Origin of the sequence: Paraburkholderia atlantica (genome assembly GCF_000092885.1) — a bacterium.
GTDB lineage: Bacteria > Pseudomonadota > Gammaproteobacteria > Burkholderiales > Burkholderiaceae > Paraburkholderia > Paraburkholderia atlantica.
On sequence record NC_014117.1, the window covers coordinates 1,773,312 to 1,794,395 of the forward strand.

Annotated in this window: 17 protein-coding genes; 7 read left to right on the forward strand and 10 right to left on the reverse strand. The window is 65.9% G+C overall.

Annotation, left to right across the window (positions count from 1 at the left end):
- Window positions 1-14 precede the first annotated feature (14 nt).
- From mauD to BC1002_RS07905, 6 genes are all read right to left on the reverse strand, one after another.
- Window positions 15-638, reverse strand: coding sequence for a methylamine dehydrogenase accessory protein MauD (mauD, locus tag BC1002_RS07880; RefSeq protein WP_013089528.1), 624 nt, complete (start codon window positions 636-638; stop codon window positions 15-17).
- Entirely contained in the window at window positions 638-1,204 is a 567-nt protein-coding gene (locus BC1002_RS07885; protein ID WP_013089529.1) for a MauE/DoxX family redox-associated membrane protein, read from the reverse strand. Before BC1002_RS07885 ends, mauD begins: the two co-directional genes overlap by 1 nt.
- A gap of 13 nt (window positions 1,205-1,217) precedes the next feature.
- Window positions 1,218-2,366: an amine dehydrogenase large subunit gene (locus BC1002_RS07890; RefSeq protein WP_013089530.1), complete on the reverse strand. Its 1,149-nt coding sequence runs from the start codon at window positions 2,364-2,366 to the stop codon at window positions 1,218-1,220.
- A gap of 214 nt (window positions 2,367-2,580) precedes the next feature.
- Window positions 2,581-3,003 carry a hypothetical protein gene (locus BC1002_RS07895; protein WP_013089531.1) on the reverse strand — a complete coding sequence of 141 codons (423 nt, stop codon included), beginning with the start codon at window positions 3,001-3,003 and terminating at the stop codon, window positions 2,581-2,583.
- 74 nt (window positions 3,004-3,077) lie between these two features.
- Entirely contained in the window at window positions 3,078-3,953 is an 876-nt protein-coding gene (locus BC1002_RS07900) for a helix-turn-helix domain-containing protein (RefSeq protein WP_013089532.1), read from the reverse strand.
- 37 nt (window positions 3,954-3,990) lie between these two features.
- Window positions 3,991-4,548: a carboxymuconolactone decarboxylase family protein gene (locus tag BC1002_RS07905; RefSeq protein ID WP_013089533.1), complete on the reverse strand. Its 558-nt coding sequence runs from the start codon at window positions 4,546-4,548 to the stop codon at window positions 3,991-3,993.
- Window positions 4,549-4,754: 206 nt separating this feature from the next.
- Here BC1002_RS07905 and BC1002_RS07910 point away from each other — a divergent pair, with 206 nt between their 5' ends.
- Window positions 4,755-5,771 carry an alcohol dehydrogenase gene (locus BC1002_RS07910; RefSeq protein ID WP_013089534.1) on the forward strand — a complete coding sequence of 339 codons (1,017 nt, stop codon included), beginning with the start codon at window positions 4,755-4,757 and terminating at the stop codon, window positions 5,769-5,771.
- A 134-nt stretch (window positions 5,772-5,905) separates the two neighbouring features.
- On the opposite strand, the gene katG is transcribed toward BC1002_RS07910, so the two are convergent.
- On the reverse strand, window positions 5,906-8,164 hold the full coding sequence (gene katG / locus BC1002_RS07915; RefSeq protein WP_013089535.1) for a catalase/peroxidase HPI: 2,259 nt from the start codon (window positions 8,162-8,164) through the stop codon (window positions 5,906-5,908).
- Between the two features lie 559 nt (window positions 8,165-8,723).
- On the opposite strand from katG, the gene BC1002_RS07920 reads away from it, so the two are divergent.
- From BC1002_RS07920 to BC1002_RS07940, 5 genes are all read left to right on the forward strand, one after another.
- Entirely contained in the window at window positions 8,724-9,968 is a 1,245-nt protein-coding gene (locus BC1002_RS07920; RefSeq protein WP_013089536.1) for a tyrosine-type recombinase/integrase, read from the forward strand.
- Window positions 9,969-10,143: 175 nt separating this feature from the next.
- Window positions 10,144-10,791, forward strand: coding sequence for a hypothetical protein (locus tag BC1002_RS07925; protein ID WP_013089537.1), 648 nt, complete (start codon window positions 10,144-10,146; stop codon window positions 10,789-10,791).
- A 440-nt stretch (window positions 10,792-11,231) separates the two neighbouring features.
- Complete coding sequence (locus BC1002_RS07930) at window positions 11,232-11,825, forward strand: DUF2760 domain-containing protein (protein ID WP_013089538.1); 594 nt, start codon at window positions 11,232-11,234, stop codon at window positions 11,823-11,825.
- Window positions 11,822-13,681 carry an Hsp70 family protein gene (locus BC1002_RS07935; protein WP_013089539.1) on the forward strand — a complete coding sequence of 620 codons (1,860 nt, stop codon included), beginning with the start codon at window positions 11,822-11,824 and terminating at the stop codon, window positions 13,679-13,681. The genes BC1002_RS07930 and BC1002_RS07935 overlap by 4 nt, the downstream gene beginning before the upstream one ends.
- A gap of 5 nt (window positions 13,682-13,686) precedes the next feature.
- Window positions 13,687-16,557 carry an Hsp70 family protein gene (locus BC1002_RS07940; RefSeq protein WP_013089540.1) on the forward strand — a complete coding sequence of 957 codons (2,871 nt, stop codon included), beginning with the start codon at window positions 13,687-13,689 and terminating at the stop codon, window positions 16,555-16,557.
- Here BC1002_RS07940 and BC1002_RS07945 read toward each other — a convergent pair.
- Both BC1002_RS07945 and BC1002_RS07950 read right to left on the reverse strand, forming a co-directional pair.
- A complete protein-coding gene (locus tag BC1002_RS07945; protein ID WP_013089541.1) occupies window positions 16,554-16,838 on the reverse strand; it encodes a hypothetical protein in 285 nt (94 codons plus the stop codon). The genes BC1002_RS07940 and BC1002_RS07945 overlap by 4 nt on opposite strands.
- 138 nt (window positions 16,839-16,976) lie before the next feature.
- Window positions 16,977-17,819 (reverse strand): DMT family transporter, encoded by an 843-nt coding sequence (locus BC1002_RS07950; RefSeq protein ID WP_013089542.1) that lies wholly within the window; start codon window positions 17,817-17,819, stop codon window positions 16,977-16,979.
- 119 nt (window positions 17,820-17,938) lie between these two features.
- On the opposite strand from BC1002_RS07950, the gene gcvA reads away from it, so the two are divergent.
- A complete protein-coding gene (gene gcvA, locus BC1002_RS07955) occupies window positions 17,939-18,829 on the forward strand; it encodes a transcriptional regulator GcvA (protein ID WP_013089543.1) in 891 nt (296 codons plus the stop codon).
- A 104-nt stretch (window positions 18,830-18,933) separates the two neighbouring features.
- Here the strand turns inward: gcvA and BC1002_RS07960 are convergent, their stop codons facing one another.
- Window positions 18,934-21,063 (reverse strand): D-(-)-3-hydroxybutyrate oligomer hydrolase, encoded by a 2,130-nt coding sequence (locus tag BC1002_RS07960; RefSeq protein ID WP_013089544.1) that lies wholly within the window; start codon window positions 21,061-21,063, stop codon window positions 18,934-18,936.
- Window positions 21,064-21,084 lie beyond the last annotated feature (21 nt).

The following is a 21,084-nucleotide window of genomic DNA, read 5'->3' on the forward strand; positions in this document are numbered from 1 at the left end:
GTGTGATGACGTGCTCAGGCGTGCTGCTCCGCGTGGTCCGCATGGTCGTGGCCAGCGTGGACGAATTCCTGCAGCGAGGCCACCCCGCGATCCTTCGCTTCGAACAGGCTTTCGATGTGTTCACGCGAATTCACCAGACCCTTCGCGCGGACCTTGCCCGACTCATCGATCAGCAATGCGTAAGGCAGCTTGCCGATCTGATACGCGAGACCCAGCTCCTGCGACAGCACGTACGGGAACTGGCTCAGGCCGAGCTTCTTGTAGAACGCCGCGTGTTCGGTGGTGTCGCCGTCGCTCGCGAGCACGATGTCGGTGGCCGTTTCGCGCGCCTGGATCGACGGCAGCAGCGGCAGCAGCTTCTTGCACACGGGGCAGCTCGGCGACAGGAAGAACACCAGCGTGCTGCGGCCCTTGGCGGAGATGCCGCCAACCTTGACCTGACGGCCGTCGAGCGCATTGAGCTCGAACGACGGACCGACGGTGCCGACGGCCGGCCCCTTGTCGATCATCAGCGCGCCGACCGGCATCAGTCGTTCGTACAGCACGCCGATCTGGCGAACCAGCGCGAGTGAGATGGCGCCGAGCGCAAGCACGCCGAGCCACAGCAAAACATTGGAGACCAACAGTGCGTTTTCCATTACGAGTTCCTCAGGTGATTCAGCTTCGGACGATTGGCGAGCAGCACGTCCAGGGTAAAGAAAGCGGCCACGGCGACGAGCGTCGCGCCGAGCACGCTCAGATAGTCGAACCAGACGATCGCGCGGGTGCTTTGCGGCAGGCAGATCAGCGCGGCGAGCGCGGCCAGCAGCAAGCTGCGCGCGACGTGCGCCCAGCCGATCGAGTGCGGCACGGGTGCGCCCGGCTGGCGAAAGCCATTGCAGCCGCAATCGATGTCGGTGCGCCCGCGCGCAACGTTGATAGCGAGTGCGAGCGCGAACAGCACGAACAGCGCGGCGAGCGCGGCGGCGCCAACGCTGCGCGTCGCCGGCACCAGGGTCGCGAGCGTCGCGGCGATTTCGGCGAGCGGCAACACGAACGCGAACGGCGCGACCAGCGCGTGCGGCAGCAGATCGAAACCCGCGACCGCCTGCCGCTGCTCGGACTGGCGCGCCACTTTCGGCAGCGCGAGCGTCAAGGAGATGATCGATGTCGCGGCGAGCGCAACGCTCGAGACGACCGGATCGATGACGAGGCCAGCATTCATCGCGTGCACCTCGTTACGGATTGAGCAGCAGCGACGCGGTCGCGCCGATCTGCTTGTGAACGTGCTTGAGCTTGCCCGTCGCCGCGTCGGCGACGACCACGTCCGAGTTGACCGTGATGCCGTAGAAAAGCGGATGCGCGTCCTCGCTGACCTGAATCGACAGCAGCGGGTCGATCTTCTGGTCCGCGAGCTTCCAGCGCGCGATGCGCTTGTGCGTCTTCACATCGAACACCCAGACCTCGCTCGCGGGGTCCTTGTGCGTATCCGCGTCGCCTTGGTGCATCGCCACGAACAGACGCTGCGTCGGCACGTGCAGCGCGGTTTGCTGCAGGCCGCCCGGACGCCAGCCGGCTTTCGCCTCGTCCGGCGTGACGAGCGGCCACGACGCGCCGAACACCGGCGCGGCGCCACTGAAGTCGGCGCTGCGCACATTGCCGTTGAAGGTCGCGAACCAGTACGTATTACCGCTGCGCGACGCGTTGACGAAGGCCGGGTCTTTGGCGACATCGATGAACGCGTCGGATAACTTACGGCCTTTCTCCTTGCCGTTCGCGCCGAGCACGACGGTCAACGCCTTGCCGCTTTCGCACAGCGACGTGAAGCGGTCGTTACCCGACGGATAGGCGAGCACGCAGCCGTCCGTATCGATCTCGGTCGTGACCTGATGCGTGGCCGTGTTGACTACGGTGACGGAGGTCGCGGGCGTGATGTTCGACACGTAGAGCCACTTGCCGTCTTTGGACATCGAAGTGTTGTACGGCGACGGCACGCTTTGCGCGTGCTTCGGCGGGATCACGACTTCACCGGTGATCTGAAGCGTGGTGTTGTCGGTCGTTTCGACGACGTCGGTCCGCGTGCCGTGCGAGCCGCGCGCAAAGTAAGTCGTCGCGACGTAGCTCGTCTTGTGATCGGGGCTGATCGCGAGACCCGGCGCGAAGCCGGCGTCGATCTGGCCGAGCAGGCGGTTGTTGTCGGCGTCGATCACGTACGTGCGCGCGTCCGTCATCGAGCTGAAGTTCACGTCCATCACGTACAGCTGATGCGGGCTGTACGCCGGCATCTTCGCGATCGTCAGGTCTTCCGCTTTTTCAGTTGCGAGAACCTGGGTCGCCATCGCGATGCTGCTCAACATCAGCAGCCCCCATCTCCGTTTTCTTTGCATCTCTTCTCCGCAAGTGCATTCGTTATGGCATTGCGGAAAATTAACTGTAGATAATTGTGGAAACAGCTCCCAAATCGGCAAACGATAAGTAGATTTATTACGCCTTCATTACGAACCCGAATACGGGCTTACAAGGGCGCACAAGGCATTATTCCGTAGCGACCAATAGCGGGGATGACCCGTATGCGCGAGGCGTGATTCAGTGAACAGCGCTTCAGGCGCTCGGCCCGATTTCTTCGCACCCGATCTGTTCGAGACCAGGCACGCAGTCTTCGAAATGAGCGCGTGAGGCGAACAGACGGGTGGGCAGCAACACCGCTTCGGCGGCGTTGATCACCAGCAGCGCGACGTTGATACAGCGGTCCGTATGACGAATCACCGCGAAGTGATGACCAGAAAGCTCACCGTTGAAACGCGGGTCGGCGCTCGTGATGTCCTCGTCGTCGTGCAAGCCTTCGAGTTGCGCGCCCGGCACCACGCACCAGGATTCCGGTGCACGCGCGAGCACCTCGGTCACGTCGCCGAACTCGGAGATGACGGCCGCGTGCGAATTGGGCGCGCGGCGAAACCACAGTGGCTCGTCGGCTGCTTCGACGCGAAGCGCCGCGACCGGAAACAGTAAAAGCCCGTTGTCCATGGAGAGTGAGTGGCGTCGGATTGCTCAACCTGATCGGCTCGGATGATCGCCCAAAAACGGAACGCACTGCTATGTCACGGCGTACGGTTTGCCGATATTGGAGGTTGCGGCAACGCATGCGCCGCAAGCAACTGCTGATGACGTGCGTCGGTTTCGTCGTCGGCGGGGAACATGCATTCGATGCGCAGCTCCTGCGCGGCCACGTTTTGCGGTGTGCCGACGGTCGTGACCATCGAGAAATAACGCAGCACCACGCCTTCGCTGATGAAGCCCAGCGGAATCATCGGCAGCGTCGCGGGGGACGTGGAAGAGCCATGACGGGTCTTCCAGTCGCGTGGCACATCGGGATACGCAAGCAGTTCATCGAGTAGATGCTGCGTGTGGGCGCCGATCACATGACCCACCGATTCGCGATACACCCGTTGCAGCAGGCTTCGCGCGACCTCCTCCCAATCGGCGACGAACGGCCGCATGCCGAGCGGATCGAAGATCAGATGCAGCATGTTGCGCGGACCTTCGCGCGCGGCCATGTCGATGAAGCAGTTGAAAAAGCGCGGCGCCGCGTCGTTGCTCATCAGCACATTCCAGTCGCGGTCCATCACGAGCGCCGGAAACGGTTCATGCTGACGCACGACCCGTTCGAGCGCGCGAACCACGCCGTGCATTTCCTGCGCATTCCACGGTGCTTCCGAATAGACCGGTGCGTAACCGGCGGCGAGCAGCAGCGCGTTGCGCTCGCGCAGCGGCACGTCGAGTGTTTGCGCAAGCGTCAGCAGCGTGTCGCGGCCCGGCACGCTGCGCCCGCTTTCGATGAAGCTGATCTGCCGCTGCGAGAAGCCGGCCTCGAGCGACAGATCGAGCTGACTCACGCCACGAACGTCACGCCAATAGCGCAACAGACTACCGAGATCGCCCGGCTGCACTTTCGGATCGTGACTCGTGACGTTCATCGCATTGCCCTCCTTTTAATGGCTGAAACGAAACACTTCAGCGCGCCGGCGCGTGCCACACGAACTCCGCGAACTGCGGTTCGAGCGGCGGCTCGGTCACGCTGCCGGTGTAGTTCGTGATCGTCGATGCGGCGACCACCGCAACCACCTCGAGAATCTGCTCCGCGCTGAAGCCTGCCGCGAGGAAGCGTTGGCGGTCCTCATCATCGAGGCGGCCGCGCTTTTCGATCAGCGTGCGCGCGAGCGTCGACAGCGCCGCGAGCCTCGCGTCGTCGGGCACACCGCGCTGGCGGATCGCGTCGACATCGGCGCGACGCAAGCCCTCATGCAAGCCGAGCGCGGTATGAAACGCTACCGCCCATTCGCTCGCATTCGTCACGGCGTTGGTGAGCAGCAAAGTCTGGATTTCCGGCTCCGTCAGACTGCTCGCATGCACGCGCTCGAACAGGCCGATGAAGCCGTTGATCAGCACCGGTGAAGCCGCCATCCTGGCCGCGATGTTCGGAATCACGCCGAACGTCTGCTGCAATTTCTGCAGCACGGGTTTCGATTGCTCGGGAGCGGACTCGATCGTGTGAACGGGATAGCTGGACATGGTATCTCCTGGACGTGTGCGCCATCGGATTGACGGCGCGGTAGTCGAAGATTAGTGGCGGCCACGTGGCGCGCCAATTACATCGGATGTCATCGTCACCAGCTAATTGGACGGCGGCTTCTTTCTGGCGAGCCGCCTGGGCGCGGACTATGATGTTTGAGTTCGTTCCCCTCTTGTCCCGTTCACCACTGGAAAGGAAGAACATCATGCCCACGATGAAAGCAGTCGAAGTGAAGCAGGCCGGCGGCCCGCTCGAACTGGTCGAACGTGAAGTGCCCGAGGCGGGCGCCGGTCACGTGCGGATCAGGATTCAGGCTTGCGGCATCTGTCATAGCGATGTGATGACCAAGGACGGGCTGTGGCCGGGCCTCACCTATCCGCGCGTGCCGGGTCACGAGATCGCAGGCGTGATCGATTCGGTCGGTGCGGGTGTCGAGGGCTGGCAGGCCGGGCAGCGTGTCGGGGTCGGCTGGCACGGCGGGCATTGCGGCAAATGCGAACACTGCCGCCAGGGCGACTTCGTGCTGTGCAAGTTCGCGCTGATCCCCGGCATCAGCTACGACGGCGGCTACGCCGAATACATGGTGGCTCCGGTCGAAGCGCTGGCGCGCATTCCCGACGATCTGTCCGATGTCGATGCCGCGCCGCTGCTGTGCGCGGGCATCACGACCTTCAACGCGATTCGCAATAGCGGCGCGCGCGCCGGTGACGTGGTCGCGATTCTGGGCATCGGCGGCCTCGGGCATCTCGGCGTGCAGTTCGCGCGCAAGATGGGCTTTCGCACGGTGGCGATCGCGCGCGGTCAGGACAAGGCGCCGCTCGCGCAGCAGCTGGGCGCGCATCACTACATCGACAGCAAGACGGAAAACGTCGCCGAGAAGCTGCAGGCACTGGGCGGCGCGAAGCTGATACTTGCCACGGTGACGAGCGGCAAGGCGATGACCGCCACGCTCGGCGGTCTCGGCCTGAACGGCAAGCTCGTGATGGTCGGCGTTTCCGAAGAGCCGATCGAAGTGCCGATCGTGCAGTTCATCATGGGACGCAACTCGGTGCAAGGCTGGCCCTCCGGCACCTCGGCCGATTCGCAGGACACGCTCGCGTTCAGCGCGCTCACCGGCGTCAAGCCGATGATCGAGGAGTATCCGCTCGCCGAGGCGGCGCAGGCCTATGACCGGATGATCAGCGGTCACGCGCGTTTCAGGGTGGTATTGAAGATGGTCTGAGTGGATGTCTCGGACGCAGACGAAGAAAAAACGCGATTGCCGGCATCCCGGCAATCGCGCTCGATGACTACTCAAAGCTCCCTTCAAACACTGCGACGACGTGGCAAGGAACCACGCGCGCCGCAGTAGCTGGATCAAGCCAGATCGAAACGATCCAGATTCATCACCTTGACCCACGCGGCAATGAAGTCGCGCACGAACTTGTCCTTACCGTCCTCGCTCGCGTAGACCTCGCTCAGGGCGCGCAGCACCGAGTTCGAGCCGAACACCAGATCGACACGGGTACCCGTCCACTTGACCTCGCCGGTCTTCGCGTCGGCGCCTTCGAACGTTTCCGCGGCCTCCGACACCGGCGTCCATTCCGTACCCATATCGAGCAGGTTACGGAAGAAGTCGTTGGTCAGCGTTTCCGGTTTGTCCGTCAGCACGCCTTCCTTGCCACCGCCCACCTTCAGCACGCGCAGGCCGCCGATCAGCGCCGTCATCTCGGGCGCCGTCAACGTCAGCAGTTGCGCCTTGTCGATCAGCAGCTTCTCCGCCTCCACCGGGAACTTGCCGCCCAGATAGTTGCGGAAGCCGTCGTGGACCGGCTCGAGCGCGCCGACCGATTGAACGTCGGTCTGATCCTGCGACGCATCCATGCGACCCGGCGAGAACGGCACCGTCACCTGCTGCCCGGCGTTCTTCGCAGCCTGCTCGATGCCGGCACTCCCCGCCAGCACGATCAGGTCGGCGAGCGAAATCTTCTTGCCGCCGGACTGCGCACCGTTGAACTCGCTCTGGATGCCTTCGAGCACCTTCAGCACCTTCGCGAGCTCGGCAGGCTGGTTGACTGCCCAGTCCTTCTGCGGCGCGAGCCGGATGCGCGCGCCGTTGGCGCCGCCGCGCTTGTCCGAGCCGCGGAACGTCGAGGCCGAGGCCCACGCGGTCGTGACCAACTGCGACACCGATAGTCCGGACGCGAGGATCTTCTGCTTCAGCGCCGCGACGTCCTTGTCATCGACGAGCGGGTGATCGACGGCCGGAATCGGGTCCTGCCACAGCAGTTCTTCCGCCGGCACTTCCGGGCCCAGATAGCGGGCGCGCGGACCCATGTCGCGGTGCGTGAGCTTGAACCACGCGCGCGCGAACGCGTCGGCGAACTCGTCCGGATTGTCCATGAAGCGCCGCGAGATCTTTTCGTAGATCGGGTCGAGGCGGAGCGACAGGTCGGTCGTCAGCATCGTCGGCAGCAGTTTTTTCGACGGGTCGTGCGCGTGCGGGATCGTGGGCTCTGCGCCCTTCGCCACCCACTGATTCGCGCCCGCCGGGCTCTTGGTCAGCTCCCATTCGTGGCCGAACAGGTTGTGGAAGAAGCCCATGCCCCACTGCGTCGGCGTGGAAGACCACGTGACCTCGATCCCGCTCGTGATCGTGTCGGCGCCCTTGCCGGTGCCGAAGCTGTTGCGCCAGCCGAGCCCCATCGCCTCGAGACCGGCACCTTCCGGTTCCGGACCGACGTTCTCGGCCGGCCCTGCGCCGTGCGTCTTGCCGAATGTGTGGCCACCGGCGATCAGCGCGACGGTTTCCTCGTCGTTCATCGCCATGCGGGCGAACGTTTCGCGGATGTCGACCGCGGCCGCGAGCGGATCGGGATTGCCGTCCGGGCCTTCCGGGTTCACGTAGATCAGGCCCATCTGTACCGCGCCGAGCGGGTTTTCGAGGTTGCGTCCGGGCGGATCGGTGCGGCTCTTTTCGGTGCCGTGCAGTTCTTCATCGGCGACCAGCACACCTTCGTCGTCTTCCCTGCCGGCCGCGCCCTTGCCGTAGCGCACATCGCCGCCGAGCCAGGTCTTTTCATTGCCCCAATAAACGTCCTGATCCGGTTCCCACGTGTCCTCGCGCCCGCCGCCGAAACCGAATGTCTTGAAGCCCATCGTTTCGAGCGCGACGTTGCCGGTCAGGATCAGCAGATCGGCCCACGAAATTTTCTGGCCGTATTTCTGCTTGATCGGCCATAGCAGCCGGCGCGCCTTGTCGAGGCTCACGTTGTCCGGCCAGCTGTTGATCGGCGCGAAACGCTGCTGGCCGCGCCCTGCGCCGCCGCGGCCGTCGCCGATGCGATAGGTGCCGGCGCTGTGCCATGCCATACGGATAAACAGCGGTCCGTAGTGGCCAAAGTCAGCGGGCCACCACGGCTGCGAATCGGTCATCAGCGCGGCGAGGTCTTTCTTGATCGCGTCGTAGTCGAGGCTTTTGAATGCCTCGGCATAGTTGAAGTCCTTGTCTAGCGGATTGGAGCGGTTCGAATGCTGGTTCAGCAGGTCGACGCGCAATTGCTTCGGCCACCAGTCTCGAATGGTGGTCCCGCCGCCGGCGGTGTGGATGAACGGGCACTTTGCTTCGTTTGACATGCGTTCTCTCCTTTGGAGGATGTCTCCGTTGTCGATCGGAGTCGGTGCGAAGCACTTTCTCCAATCCCATGCAAGGTACTTGTTATGCGTTTGTCATCCTGTCAGGCTTCCGTGGCAAATCGACGATCGAGAAACCCGACAGTCAGCCGAACGATTCGGCAGTGCACTCATGAAATCCAGGGTTGAAGGAAACGTGGCCGGAGTCCCTGACGGATAACCCCGGGGGATGACTCCGGCCGACGCGCCACTCCTATTCGAATATAGGCGAGGGCAAACTTCAATAGAATTCGAATCCGGCAATGCCGGTAATAGATGGCGACTATAGCGGGCAACAATCGCACGGCGCGCTCCATTACTGTATGCCGATCGATCATCACTGCGTCGAAGCTTGAGCGCGCCCCCGCTGTTTTACGCCAGGCGCGCCCGACTGTGTGATAGGGTTTCGCGTTTCGTCCGCAACAAAATGGGCACTGTTTTCTTTTCGGGCAAGCGCTTCGCACATCGCCTGAGCGGAGCAGAATGACGCCAACCGGCGTGCGCCCGAGGAGTGTCCCGAACCGTGTCCAAAGCCGTGCCCAAAGCTGCCCCGAACGCTGAACTTGCCACCGTCCAGCCCGTCGAATCGCTCGTCGTGCCGGAACTGCTCGATGGCCGCGACGGCACCAATCGCGGCGCGGCGGAAAACTCCCAGCTATCAGCCCGCAACGACCTCGACGCGGTGCGCGCGTGGCTCTCCAATTACGCGGACACCAAGACCACCTTCGACAACTACCGCAAGGAAGCCGAGCGGCTGCTGCTGTGGGCCGTCGTGCAACTCGGCAAGCCGCTTTCGTCGCTGACGCATGAAGATCTGCTGCTGTTCAAGGCGTTCATCGCCGATCCGCAACCGGCCGCGCGTTGGGTGTCGGCGAACGGCGGCAAGTACGCGCGCGGCGACGCGCGCTGGCGCCCGTTCAACGGGCCGCTGTCGCCGGCCAGCCAGCGCCAGGCGCTGATCATCCTGAACGCGATGTTCACGTGGCTCGTCAACGCCGGCTATCTGCGCGGCAATCCGATGGCGCTGTTGCGACAGCGCGCGAAGCGCTCGGCGCCGCGCGTCACGCGCTATCTTTCGACGTCGCTGTGGGACGAAGTGAAGCTGTTCGTCGAGCAGCTGCCGCAAGATACCGATGCGCAGCGCGCGTACTACGCGCGCTGCCGCTGGCTGACCACGCTGTTCTATCTGCAAGGCATGCGCATTTCCGAGGTCGCCGGCGGGCAGATGGGCCAGTTCTTCAGAAGGCTCGGCGCCGACGGTCAGGACCAGTGGTGGCTCGAAACGCTCGGCAAGGGCGACAAGGAGCGGATCGTGCCGGTGTCGGCCGAACTGGTTCAAGAGCTGCGCAGCTACCGGACGCTGAATGGCCTCGCCGCGCTGCCGACCCGCGCCGAGGAAACGCCGCTCGTGCTGCCGTTCAAGGGTCGCAAACGCTGCCTGTCGCGCTCGGCGATTCACGACGCGATCAAGGGCATCTTCGCGGGCGCGGCGATGTGGTTGCGCGCGCGCGGCCCCGAATTCGCCGATCGTGCCGACGAACTCGAGCGCGCGTCGGCGCACTGGCTGCGGCACACGGCGGGTTCGCATCAGGCGGACGGCGGCGTCGATCTGCGCACGATTCGCGACAATCTCGGCCACGTGTCGCTGAATACGACCAGCCTTTATCTGCACACCGAGGACGACGCGCGGCATACGGAGACCGTCAATCGGCACCGGATGAACTGGCAGGACGCGAAGTCTGAAGAAGGCAATCCGGACGGCAATTAAGCGCGGATCGGAGCCCCGGCTGCGCACGCGCAATGGCGCATGCTTTTTTGCCAGGCGGTTTTCGCCTACGCATTGACCAACTAATTTTCCCGATCGGCGATTCATATCTCAAGAATGCAAAATGCCCGGCCGTTAAAAGGGCGTCGCTCGACAAATAAACAAGACAAACCGGGGAATGAAGTTGAAAGACATCACAAAGGCGCTGTTGGCGTCGGCTGCGTGCGCGACCTTTCTCGCGGGCTGCATGACCAGCGGGCAAGGCCAGCTCGTTAGCGCACCGAACCGCCCGACCGAAGTGACGGTGACCGCGTATCAGCCGTTGCCGACCGATGTGTACGTCGCCAATGTGGTCGATCGCGACGTGGTGTTCGTCGGCGGCGATACGTATATCTGGGTCGTCGGGCGGGATGGTGTCCGGCAACGCCAGTTCTATGCGCATGGCGATCGTCGCGCGGAGGTGTTCCATCGCCGTGAGGAGCTGCATCGCGTGATGGCGAGCCATGACGGTCATCTGCCGGGGCATCCGGGTGACGCGCGTCCGCCGCTCTCACGCCCTTCCGGCCCCGCGCCGGCGATGGCCGTGCACGGACAGCCGCCGCGAGCCCACCAGCACGCCACCGGGCCGCTCAGGCCCGCGCGCTTGACAGCCGCGCACCGACCGCCGCGCCACGCCGAAATACACGCCGCCGGGCCGCACAGGCCTGCGCGCGCGTTGGCCGCGCACAGACAACCGCAACGAGCCGACATGAAAGTCGCCGGGCCGGTCAGGCCCGCGCCGGCACCATCGGGCAAGCGGATGCCGAAAGAGCCGAGAAAGTCGTAACGTCGCCGCCATGCGCGTGATCGCGTAAGCGGCGAGACAGTGCGCGCAGAGGCTGGCAGGCTTGCCGGCCTCCGCTCGTTGCCGCCGCCGGCAAGCCAACCCCCGCTCCCAAAGCACCTCCCGACACCGCCCCTTCCCCCCAACTCCCCGCCAATCCCACCCCATTGCCCGCTAGAATTGCCGGCTTTGCCCGCGTCGGGCGCGCCGCAAGGCAAAATACGGGTTTTGCGCGCGCCGCACGCGCGGCCGACCCGGTCGCGAAGCGTCCCGGACCGTCTTTCGGCCCGGCGGTTGCATGATCATCGCCCACGGCTCGCGCCCCCGGCCGCGCGCCGACCCGCAACATCACAGCCCCGCCCGGCCCGTCAGCTTCGCTGCCCGGCGCACGCGGCGCGGCGAGGACCGCTCGTCCCCAACAGAGCAGATCAGGAGCCTTTTTTATGAGCGATTCGAACCCATCCTTCCTCGGCCGGATTTCGCTGGCCGTGGGCACGTTTTTCAGCATTCTCGGCAATGGCGAGTTCGCCGCCGACGTGCTGCGCCTGCGTAACGGCGAAAAGGTCGGCGCGGCCCCAGCGCCCGCCCCCGCCGCCGCGGCAACCCCGGCACCCGCCCCGCAACCGAAGCCGCAACCCGCGCCGGTGCTGAAGGAGGCCACCCCCGACGCCGCGCTGCAACTGCTCGGCCTGCTGCAACGCGACGCGCGCTTCATCGATTTCGTCGAGGAAGACATCAAGGCCTATAGCGACGCCGACATCGGCGCGGCCGCGCGCCTCGTGCACGAAGGCTGCCGCGCGACGCTGCGCGAGCACTTCACGATCCGCCCGGTGCGCGACGAAGCCGAAGGCAGCCGCGTGACGCTGCCCGCGGGCTTCGACGCGAGTTCGGTGCGCCTGACCGGCAACGTGGTCGGCAGCGCGCCGTTCAACGGCAGCATCAGCCATCGCGGTTGGCGCGTCGACGAGGTGCGTCTGCCGAAGCTCGCGGACGGCCATAACGCAAAGGTCATCGCACCGGCGGAGGTGGAGCTATGAGCGACGCCCGCTATTCCATCGGCATCGACCTCGGCACCACGCACTGCGCGCTGTCCTACGTGGACACGCACGCGAGCGACGGCGAGAAAACCACCCAGGAGGTGCTGTCGATCGCGCAGCTGACGGGCCCCGGCGCCATCGACAGCCTGCCGCTGCTGCCCTCGTTCCTGTACCTGCCGCATCCCGACGAGCTGGCCTCCGGCGACCTGTACCTGCCGTGGACCGGCCAGCGCGAATTCGCGGTCGGCGAATTCGCGCGCAATCGCGGCGCCGGCACGCCGATCCGGCTCGTGTCGAGCGCGAAAAGCTGGCTGTGCCATCCGGGCGTCGACCGCCGCGCGGGCATCCTGCCGAACGACGCGCCGCCCGAAGTGTCCCGCGTGTCGCCGCTCGAAAGCTCGGTGCGCTATCTGACGCACCTGCGCGAGGCGTGGGACCACGCGCATCCGGACGCGCCGTTCGTCGAGCAGGACGTCACGGTGACGATTCCCGCGTCGTTCGACCCGGCCGCGCGCGAACTGACCGCCGAAGCGGCCGAGGCCGCCGGCTTCACGCGCATGACGCTGCTCGAAGAGCCGCAGGCGGCGCTCTATAGCTGGATCCAGAAGAGCGGCGGCCAATGGCGCAAGCAGGTCAAGGTCGGCGACATCATCCTCGTCGTCGACGTCGGCGGCGGCACCACCGACCTGTCGCTGATCGCGGTGATCGAACGCGACGGCAATCTCGAATTGCATCGCGTCGCGGTCGGCGATCACATCCTGCTCGGCGGCGACAACATGGACCTCGCGCTCGCGCACGTGGTCGCGCGCAAGCTCGCCGCGCAGGGTACCCAGGCCGACGCATGGCAGCTGCGCGCGCTGACCTACGCTTGCCGCGCGGCGAAAGAAACACTGCTCAGCGACCCCGCCACCGACACCGTGCCGCTCGTCGTGCCGAGCCGCGGCTCGAAGCTGATCGGCGGCTCGATCCGCACCGAGCTGACGCGCGCCGAACTGACTCAGACGATCCTCGACGGCTTCTTCCCGCAGGTCGACAGCGCCGCGCGTCCGGTGAGCCGCGCGCGGGTCGGTCTGACGCAGCTCGGCCTGCCGTATGCGCAGGACGCGGGCATCACGCGGCATCTGGCGGCGTTCCTCGGCCGTCAGGTCGGCGCGCTCGCCGAACTGCAAGGGCTCGACGAAGCCGCAGCGAACGCGGCCGCGCAAAACGCGAGCTTCCTGCATCCGACCGCGGTGCTGTTCAACGGCGGCGTGTTCAAGTCGCCGCTGCTGGTCGAGCGCATCATGAGCACGCTGAACGGCTGGCTCGCGGCCGAAGGCGCGGCGAGCGCGCGTCTGCTCGAAGGCGCGGACCTCGATCTGGCGGTCGCGCGCGGCGCGGCCTACTACGGCTACGTGCGACGCGGCCGCGGCGTGCGGATTCGCGGCGGCACCGCGCGCGCGTACTACATCGCGATCGAATCGGCGATGCCGGCCGTGCCCGGCCTCGAGCCACCGGTGCAGGCGCTGTGCGTCGCGCCGTTCGGCATGGAAGAAGGCACCGACGCCGAGCTGCCCGCGCAGGAGTTCGGGCTGGTAGTCGGCGAGCCGGTGCATTTCCGCTTCTTCGGCTCGTCGGTGCGTCGTCAGGATCAGGTCGGCACGCTGCTCGAATACTGGGGCCCCGAGGAGTTGCAGGAGCTCGAGGAAATTCAGGCGACGCTGCCGGCGGCCGGCCGCACCGCCGGTGAAGTCGTGCCGGTGAAGCTGCACGCGCGCGTGACCGAAGCGGGCACGCTCGAACTCGAGGCGATCCCGCGCGGCTCCGACGAGCGCTGGAAAGTCGAATTCGACGTGCGCGGCAACCCGAATGCGTGATTGACATGAAGCGGTACAGCGTCGGCATCGATCTCGGCACCAGCAACACGGTGCTCGCGTACGCGGAAGCAGGATCGCAGCAGATCCGCGTGTTCGAGATCGAGCAGCTGGTGAGCCCCGGCGAGGTCGCCGCGCGACCGCTGTTGCCGTCGGTGCGCTATCAGGCGGCAGACGGCGAGCTGAGCGCGGCCGATCTGCAGTTGCCGTGGTCCTCCGGTGCTCGGGCAGCGTCGGGCCAGGGCAAGGACGCGGGGCAGCCGATCGTGGTCGGCCGGCTGGCGCGGCTGCTCGGTGCGCAGGTGCCGGGGCGACTGGTCGCGAGCGCGAAAAGCTGGTTGTCGCATGCGTCGGTCGATCGCGTCGCGCCCATCCTGCCGTGGGGCGCGCCCGACGACGTCCGCAAGATTTCGCCGCTCGACGCGAGCGCGAGCTATCTCGCGCACGTGCGCGCCGCGTGGAACCAGCACTTTCCGAAGGCACCGCTCGAACAGCAGGACGTCGTGCTGACGGTGCCCGCATCGTTCGACGAAGACGCACGCGCGTTGACCGTCGAAGCGGCGCGGCTCGCGGGGCTGCCATCGCTGCGGCTGCTCGAGGAGCCGCAGGCCGCGTTCTATGACTGGCTGTTCCGGCATCGCGACACGCTCGCCGACGAGTTGGCGAACACCCGGCTCGTGCTGATTTGCGACGTCGGCGGCGGCACCACCGATCTGACGCTGATCGAAGTGGGCCTGACCGACGACGGCGAGCCGCGCCTGACGCGCGTCGGTGTCGGCAATCACCTGATGCTCGGCGGCGACAACATGGACCTCGCGCTCGCGCATCTGGTCGAGGCGCGGCTGTTGGGTGGTGCCGGTAGCGGTGCGCAGGCGCCGCAGCGGCTGTCGGCGGCGAGCCTGTCGCAGTTGGTCGAGCGCTGCCGCGTCGCGAAGGAGCAGTTGCTTGGCGCGCAAGCGCCCGAGTCGGCGCCGGTTACGTTGCTCGGCGCGGGCTCGAAGCTGATCGGCGGCGCGCGCACCACGCAGATCACGCGCGACGAGGTCGAGAAGATCATCGTCGATGGATTCTTTCCGCGGGTGGCCTCCGATCAGCGACCGGGCCGCCCGCGCGGCGCGATCGTCGAATTCGGCCTGCCGTACGCGACCGATGCGGCGATCACGCGGCATATCGCGGCCTTTCTCGAACGCTTCGCCGCGCAGTCGCGCAAGGCCCTTGGCGCGGATTCCAGCATGCCGGACGCATCCGGCACAGCCGCCCTGCCCGTTCCCGACACACTGCTGCTCAACGGCGGCGTGTTCCGCGCCGACGCGCTGTCGGGGCGTCTCGCCGACACGCTCGGCGGCTGGCGCGGCGCGCCGCTCCACGTGCTGCACAACGACAACCCCGACGTCGCGGTCGCGCGCGGCGCGGTCGCCTATACGCTCGCGCGCGCCGGCTTCGCGCCCAAAATCGGCGGCGGTTCGCCGCGCAGCTATTTTCTGGTGCTGGACGAAACGCCTGCCGGCAAGGACGACGCCGAGCCGGACGCCTCGCCCGCGCAACGCGGCATCTGCCTGCTGCCGCGCGGCACCGAGGAGGGTCACGAGATTCTGATCGAGGATCGCACGTTCGCGTTGCGGCTCGGGCATCCGGTGCGCTTCCATCTGGTGTCGTCGAGCGCGGACACTGCGTATCAGTCTGGCGAGCTGGTCGACCTCGCGGGCGGCGACTTCGTGCGCCTGCCGCCGATCGCGACGATCGTCCAGCCTCGCGACGGCCAGCGCGCGCGCGAAACCGCGGTGCGCATCGCGACGTCGCTGACCGAGGTCGGCACGCTCGACGTCCATTGCATCGAGCTCGACGATCCGTCGCAACGCTGGCTGCTCGAATTCCAGCTGCGTCACGGCGACGCGCAAGTGGACCTATCCGCCGATGGCGCGCCGCAACGCCATCCGGCGCTCGATCGCGCGATCGAACTGATCGACCGTTGCTTCGGCGCCCGCGCGCATAACGTCGACCCGAAGGAAATCAAACGACTGCGCGCGCAGCTCGAACATCTGCTCGGCCCGCGCGATAGCTGGAATAGCGCATTGCTGCGCGAACTGTTCGGCGCGCTGTGGGAACGCGCGCGACGCCGGCGCCGCTCGGCCGATCACGAGCGGCTGTGGCTGAATCTGGCCGGCTATTGCGTGCGGCCCGGCTTCGGCTATCCGCTCGACGAATGGCGCGTCGAGCAACTGTGGACGCTATTCGACGACGGCATTCAATACGTGACCGACAGCCAGGTATGGTCCGAATGGTGGACGCTATGGCGCCGCGCGGCCGGCGGGCTCGGCGAAGACGCGCAGCTGCGCGTGCTCGACGCGATGGACTATCTGCAGAAGGCCGCGCAATCGCGTCACAAGCTGCCGTTCGATGTCGCGAAGACCGGCTTCGCCGACATGGTGCGGCTGTCCGCATCGCTCGAACGGATTCCGGCGCAACGCAAGATCGAACTCGGCGAGGCGGTGCTCACGCGCCTGAAAAAGCCCGCGGAAAACCATCAAAGCTGGTGGGCGGTCGGACGGATCGGCGCGCGCCAGCCGTTCTACGGCAGCGCGCACAGCGTCGTGCCGTCCGACGTCGCCGCGCAATGGCTCGACGCGATCCTCGCGCTCGACTGGAAGAAGGTCGACCCCGCCGCGTTCGCCGCGGTGCAGATCGCTCGCATGACCGGCGATCGCTCGCGCGACCTGCCCGACGAGTTGCGCGCGAGCGTCGTGCGACGCCTCGAAGCGGCGAGCGCGCCGCGCGCCTGGATCACGATGGTCAGCGAAGCCGTCGCGCTCGATAACGCCGACGAAGGCCGCGTGTTCGGCGAATCGCTGCCGGTGGGGTTGAAGCTGATCGGCGGCTAGAGCGTTTGGCACTGCGCGAAGCTCAGCACCGCTCGCGCCGCGTCCGGATTGTCGCGATCCTCGAGGCTTTCCGCGAGCAGAGCGCGAAACACCGGCAGCTTGTCCTTGCCGTGTTTGAGGCCAAATTCGCACAGCACTTCGGCGATCGCCGCTCGCTGACTGTCGGCGCCCAGCGTGCTCGAAATGTGCGAGCTGCCGCGCGCCAATTCGAGCAGATAGGTCGAGCGGTAACGGTTCTTGTCGGCCTGTCGGCCAGAGCTGGGTCCACGGGGCATCGTCATTTTTGTCTGCCATTGTCGAACCCGCTATCTATCAGTCGAAGCTTAAGGAAATCTTACGGACGAATGGCGCATGGCTTACTTGCCACCCGTCACATCCAGCCAGGCGCGGGAGGCGAGCGACCCGCATCCTCTGTCACGTCAAAGCCCCAGACATGCCGCTCCAGCCGCAACGACGAGGCAGGCGAGCCAGCGCCCGCCATTGACCGTTTCCCCAAGAAACACCCGCCCGATCAGCACCGCGAACACCACGCTGGTCTCGCGCAACGCCGACACCGCACCCATCGCGCCCGACTGTAGCGCCCAGATCACGATGCCATACGCCGCGATCGACACCAGGCCGCCGACGAGCGACGAGCCCACCGACAGCGGCTCGGCAAGTACCGGTGTCCAAAGCGGCGTGAAGCCGCGCATTGCGACGAACAGCAACGGCATCAGCCAATAGAACATGAACATCCACGCGGTGTAGGCCAGCGGCTGACCGTCGGACAGCCTCACGCCGATGCCGTCGATCACGGTATAGAGCGCAATCGTCGCACCGGTCGTCAGCGCGCTCAGCACACCCGCGCGCGACACATGCCGCCCCTGCAACGCGATCGCGATGATGCCGCCCGAGATCATCAAGATCCCGAGCGCGTGCAATGGGCCGATCGCTTCACGCGCGAACAGCGCCGCGCCGAGCGTGACGAGCAGCGGCGACGAGCCACGCGCGATCGGATACGCGAGCGCCAGGTCGTTGCGTCGATACGACCGCACGAGGCTCACGTTGTAGAAGATATGCACGAGCCCCGATGCGACGAGGTAGGGCCAGCAGGCGCTGGCTGGCAACGGGTTGACCAGGACGACGAGCGTGGAGACCGCCGCGATGGCGATGCTCATCCACGTCATGGACAGGAACCGGTCGCGGTTGCCGTGCAGCATCGCGTTCCAGCTCGCGTGAAGCATCGCGGCAAAAAGCACGATGCCACCGGTATAACTAAGCATGGGGTGTTGGGCCGAGAGTGAGCGGGAATGGCATTGGGGTACCACAGGAAGGATATCTATCTTGTTGTCGCCCCTCAAACCAGATAAATTGGCCATTTGCGTTAGAAAAACTCCTGCAAATGAAACGGGTATTGCCTCCGCTCAATGCGTTACGGGCCTTCGAGGCTGCGGGCCGGCTCGGCAGCTTCAAGGAAGCCGCCGCGGAACTGCACGTGACTCACGGTGCGGTGAGCCAGCAGGTGCGCTTGCTCGAGGAATGGCTCGGCGCCTCGTTGTTCGAACGGCATCATCGGCGGGTGACGCTGACGGCGGCGGCGAAGGCCTATCTGGAGGAAATCGGCCCACTGTTCGAACAGCTGTCGCAGGCAACCGCGCGATACGGTGTGCCCGAAACGCTGTCGCGGACGCTGTCCGTCAACGCGCCCGCGACATTCACGTTGCGCTGGCTGGTGCCGAGACTGGCGACATTCCGCGCCGAGCATCCCGACGTCGAGGTCAAGGTGGAGACGTCGAACGGACCGCTGGAGAGTCTGAAAGAGAGTTATGACATCGTCATCCGGGGCGGCCCGGACACGTTCTACGGCTATTCGATGCGGCCATTCCTGTCGGAGGAGAGGCTTCCAGTCTGCAGTCCGGCGCTGTTGCAGCGAGTGCCGCTTCGATCGCCGGGCGACTTGCGGCAACACACGTTGCTGCACACCTCGAGTCTTCCGCGGCTTTGGCCCGACTGGCTGGCGAACACGCAGCTTGCCGCGCTGAGGCCGGCCGCCACGTTGACCTTCGATCACTTCTATCTGACCTTGCAGGCCGCCATCGACGGAATCGGCATCGCGATGGGACCGACCGCGCTGGTCTCGGACGATCTCGCCGCTGGCCGGCTGGTCGCCCCATTCGACGGTCCGCGTCTGCGGTCTCGCAGCTACTGTACTTACATTGCGGATGAGAAGTCTGGCGATGAACTGGTCGTGCAGTTCCGTTCGTGGCTCGAGCGCGAGGGGATGGGTTCTTGAGCGGAGACGCTGGTCATCTCACAGCAACGCGCACACAGGCGAGCGCCTGTGTGCGCGCCTTGCTTCAGCACGCGCCGCTCAGTCCGGCACGTTCACGGCGCCGCTCAGTCCGGCACGTTCACGGCACCGTTCGATGCGGAAATCGCATTGACACCGGGGGTCGCCGCGATCGCCGGCAGGTTGGCCGTGGTCAGCGCCGGTGCGGCTCCCGGCACGCCGCCGCGCGGTATCGTGTGGATCACCTGCGACGGCGGCAGTGGCGTGCCGTTCTTCAGATGAGCCCACATCAGGTTCAGCGCCTGAAGATTGTAGTAATGCAACGGCACGAAACGCGTATCGAAACCGGCGACGCTGAGGAACGCGTCAAAGTGCTGACCGTTCGTGACTTCGTAAAGCGCCAGCTTGCTCGCGCCACCCTCGGCCACCTGGTTCAAGCCGAGATACGGCCGCGATGCGTGGTTGATCGGCACCAGAGCATCCGCGCGTCCTTGCACGATGATCGTCGGCTTGCCATGCAGGTTCGCATTCACGCGGATCGCATCGACGCTGGCATTCAACGAACCGCTCGTCCACCGGGCGCGCAGGCATGCCGCACCTGCGTAGCTAGCATCGGCGGTCGCGAGCCGATGATCGACCGCGCCCGAGGTGCCCGCGTTGTAGACGAGGTTGATGCCATTGGTCGGCGGCACGCCGTTGCCGTTGCCGAACACCGTCAGCATCGGCGACACTGCCGGCGTCACGCCGGCTGCGCCCGTCGCGCTGGTGGTGCCGAAGCTGAAGTCGCACAGGTTGTCGGCCACAGTTGCGCGCGCATACGCATTCGCATAGGTCACGGCGACGGCCGGCACTGCCTGCGAGTCCCACATCGGTGCTTGCAGCAGGTCCGAGTCGGTCTGATAGCCGTTCTGATGCAGCAGCGCGAGCGCATTGGTGGCCTGTGTGACCGTATCCGCTCCCGCGATCACGCCGGCCGCCGCGAGCGACGCGCATCGCGCGGTGCGCAGCGCGGTGGTAGTTGCTGTCGGCAGCGCGGTCAGATACGGCGAGCCGGTCGCGGCGGGCGCGAGCGCGGCGCACGGCTCCAGCAGGTTCGCGAGCGTCATGTAGTCGGCGAGTGGTTTGCCGAACGCGCCGACCGGCACGCCGCCCTGCGCGACCGACACCTGCGGCGTGAGCCGCATGTTGATCTGCGGTTCGCCGACCACCACTGCCGTGATGAGCCCCGACGTGTCCTGCTCGGCCGCCGCAAGCGACGCGCCGCCGCCATTGCTGACCGACGCGGCGATCGTCGTGATGCTGCCGCTCGCATAGCGAACCGTGCGCGTCGTGCCATTCAACGCGCCGTACGAATCGTTGAGCGCCCAATATGCGAACTGGATCGCCTGCAACGTGTTCTTGCCCCAGTCCTGCTCGGGGTTCTGCTGCGAGTGCGCGTGCTTGAACGCATAGCGGTTCGGGAACTGCGCGTTGAACGTTGCCAGCGTGCTGCTGCCGAGCTTCGCGGTGAAGAGGCTCGCCTTGCCCGCTGTGCTCGCATCCTGCAACGTGCCGTCGATCAGCGTCACGCGATTCGTCGACAGCTCATGCGCGCCGTTGCCGCTGCCCTTGTCGGTGTAGGCCACCGCGCAGCCGCGCTTGAGGCCCCACTCGCCGGCCGCCGAAATCGCGCCGTACACGCCGCGCGAACCGGACGACGTCGCGGTGACGATGCACGGTTGGTCCGGATTGAAGCTGGTGGGAATCTGCACGAGCAGGCTCACGTTCTGCGTGCCGCTGCCGTCGTCGGCATAGGCGAGGTATTCCTTGCCCGCAATCTTGCCTTCGCCCAGCGTGTCGTTGCCGTTCAGATCGACGTTGGGGCCCCAGAAGCGTCCGTAGCCGCCGTTCGCCGTCATGTCGACGAGCGCCCGATAGTTCGACCAGATCGCGAGGCGCCGCAATTCGGCGGCCGTAGGTTGCGCGGCACTCGCGATGGCCGGCGCCGTCGCCGATGCGAGGCCCGTCTTACCGAGGCCCGCGGTCAGCAGATCGTCGCTGTTGCCGTCATAAGATTTCGTCGTCACCGCGCTTTTGATGAAGCCTGGCAGCACGTTGCTCGGCGGCGGTGGTTGCAGCCCGTCGTCGTTGCCGCTGCCGCAGCCGGCCAGCACGATCGCGGACGCCATCAGGGTCGCCGCAGTAGTGAGCCTCCAAGGGTTGTGCATGGCCGCCGGGATCTTTTTCGGTGTTGTCATCTTTTCTGTCTCCGTCATTTA

What these genes read in the sequence shown, in the direction of transcription:
- mauD (WP_013089528.1), bottom strand. Translation starts at nt 638, where the DNA reads ATGGAAAACGCACTGTTGGTCTCCAATGTTTTGCTGTGGCTCGGCGTG.
- BC1002_RS07950 (WP_013089542.1), bottom strand. Translation starts at nt 17,819, where the DNA reads ATGCTTAGTTATACCGGTGGCATCGTGCTTTTTGCCGCGATGCTTCAC.
- gcvA (WP_013089543.1), top strand. Translation starts at nt 17,939, where the DNA reads ATGAAACGGGTATTGCCTCCGCTCAATGCGTTACGGGCCTTCGAGGCT.
- BC1002_RS07905 (WP_013089533.1), bottom strand. Translation starts at nt 4,548, where the DNA reads ATGTCCAGCTATCCCGTTCACACGATCGAGTCCGCTCCCGAGCAATCG.
- BC1002_RS07910 (WP_013089534.1), top strand. Translation starts at nt 4,755, where the DNA reads ATGCCCACGATGAAAGCAGTCGAAGTGAAGCAGGCCGGCGGCCCGCTC.
- BC1002_RS07925 (WP_013089537.1), top strand. Translation starts at nt 10,144, where the DNA reads ATGAAGTTGAAAGACATCACAAAGGCGCTGTTGGCGTCGGCTGCGTGC.
- BC1002_RS07930 (WP_013089538.1), top strand. Translation starts at nt 11,232, where the DNA reads ATGAGCGATTCGAACCCATCCTTCCTCGGCCGGATTTCGCTGGCCGTG.
- BC1002_RS07940 (WP_013089540.1), top strand. Translation starts at nt 13,687, where the DNA reads ATGAAGCGGTACAGCGTCGGCATCGATCTCGGCACCAGCAACACGGTG.
- BC1002_RS07900 (WP_013089532.1), bottom strand. Translation starts at nt 3,953, where the DNA reads ATGAACGTCACGAGTCACGATCCGAAAGTGCAGCCGGGCGATCTCGGT.
- BC1002_RS07885 (WP_013089529.1), bottom strand. Translation starts at nt 1,204, where the DNA reads ATGAATGCTGGCCTCGTCATCGATCCGGTCGTCTCGAGCGTTGCGCTC.
- BC1002_RS07890 (WP_013089530.1), bottom strand. Translation starts at nt 2,366, where the DNA reads ATGCAAAGAAAACGGAGATGGGGGCTGCTGATGTTGAGCAGCATCGCG.
- BC1002_RS07935 (WP_013089539.1), top strand. Translation starts at nt 11,822, where the DNA reads ATGAGCGACGCCCGCTATTCCATCGGCATCGACCTCGGCACCACGCAC.
- BC1002_RS07960 (WP_013089544.1), bottom strand. Translation starts at nt 21,063, where the DNA reads ATGACAACACCGAAAAAGATCCCGGCGGCCATGCACAACCCTTGGAGG.
- katG (WP_013089535.1), bottom strand. Translation starts at nt 8,164, where the DNA reads ATGTCAAACGAAGCAAAGTGCCCGTTCATCCACACCGCCGGCGGCGGG.
- BC1002_RS07945 (WP_013089541.1), bottom strand. Translation starts at nt 16,838, where the DNA reads ATGACGATGCCCCGTGGACCCAGCTCTGGCCGACAGGCCGACAAGAAC.
- BC1002_RS07895 (WP_013089531.1), bottom strand. Translation starts at nt 3,003, where the DNA reads ATGGACAACGGGCTTTTACTGTTTCCGGTCGCGGCGCTTCGCGTCGAA.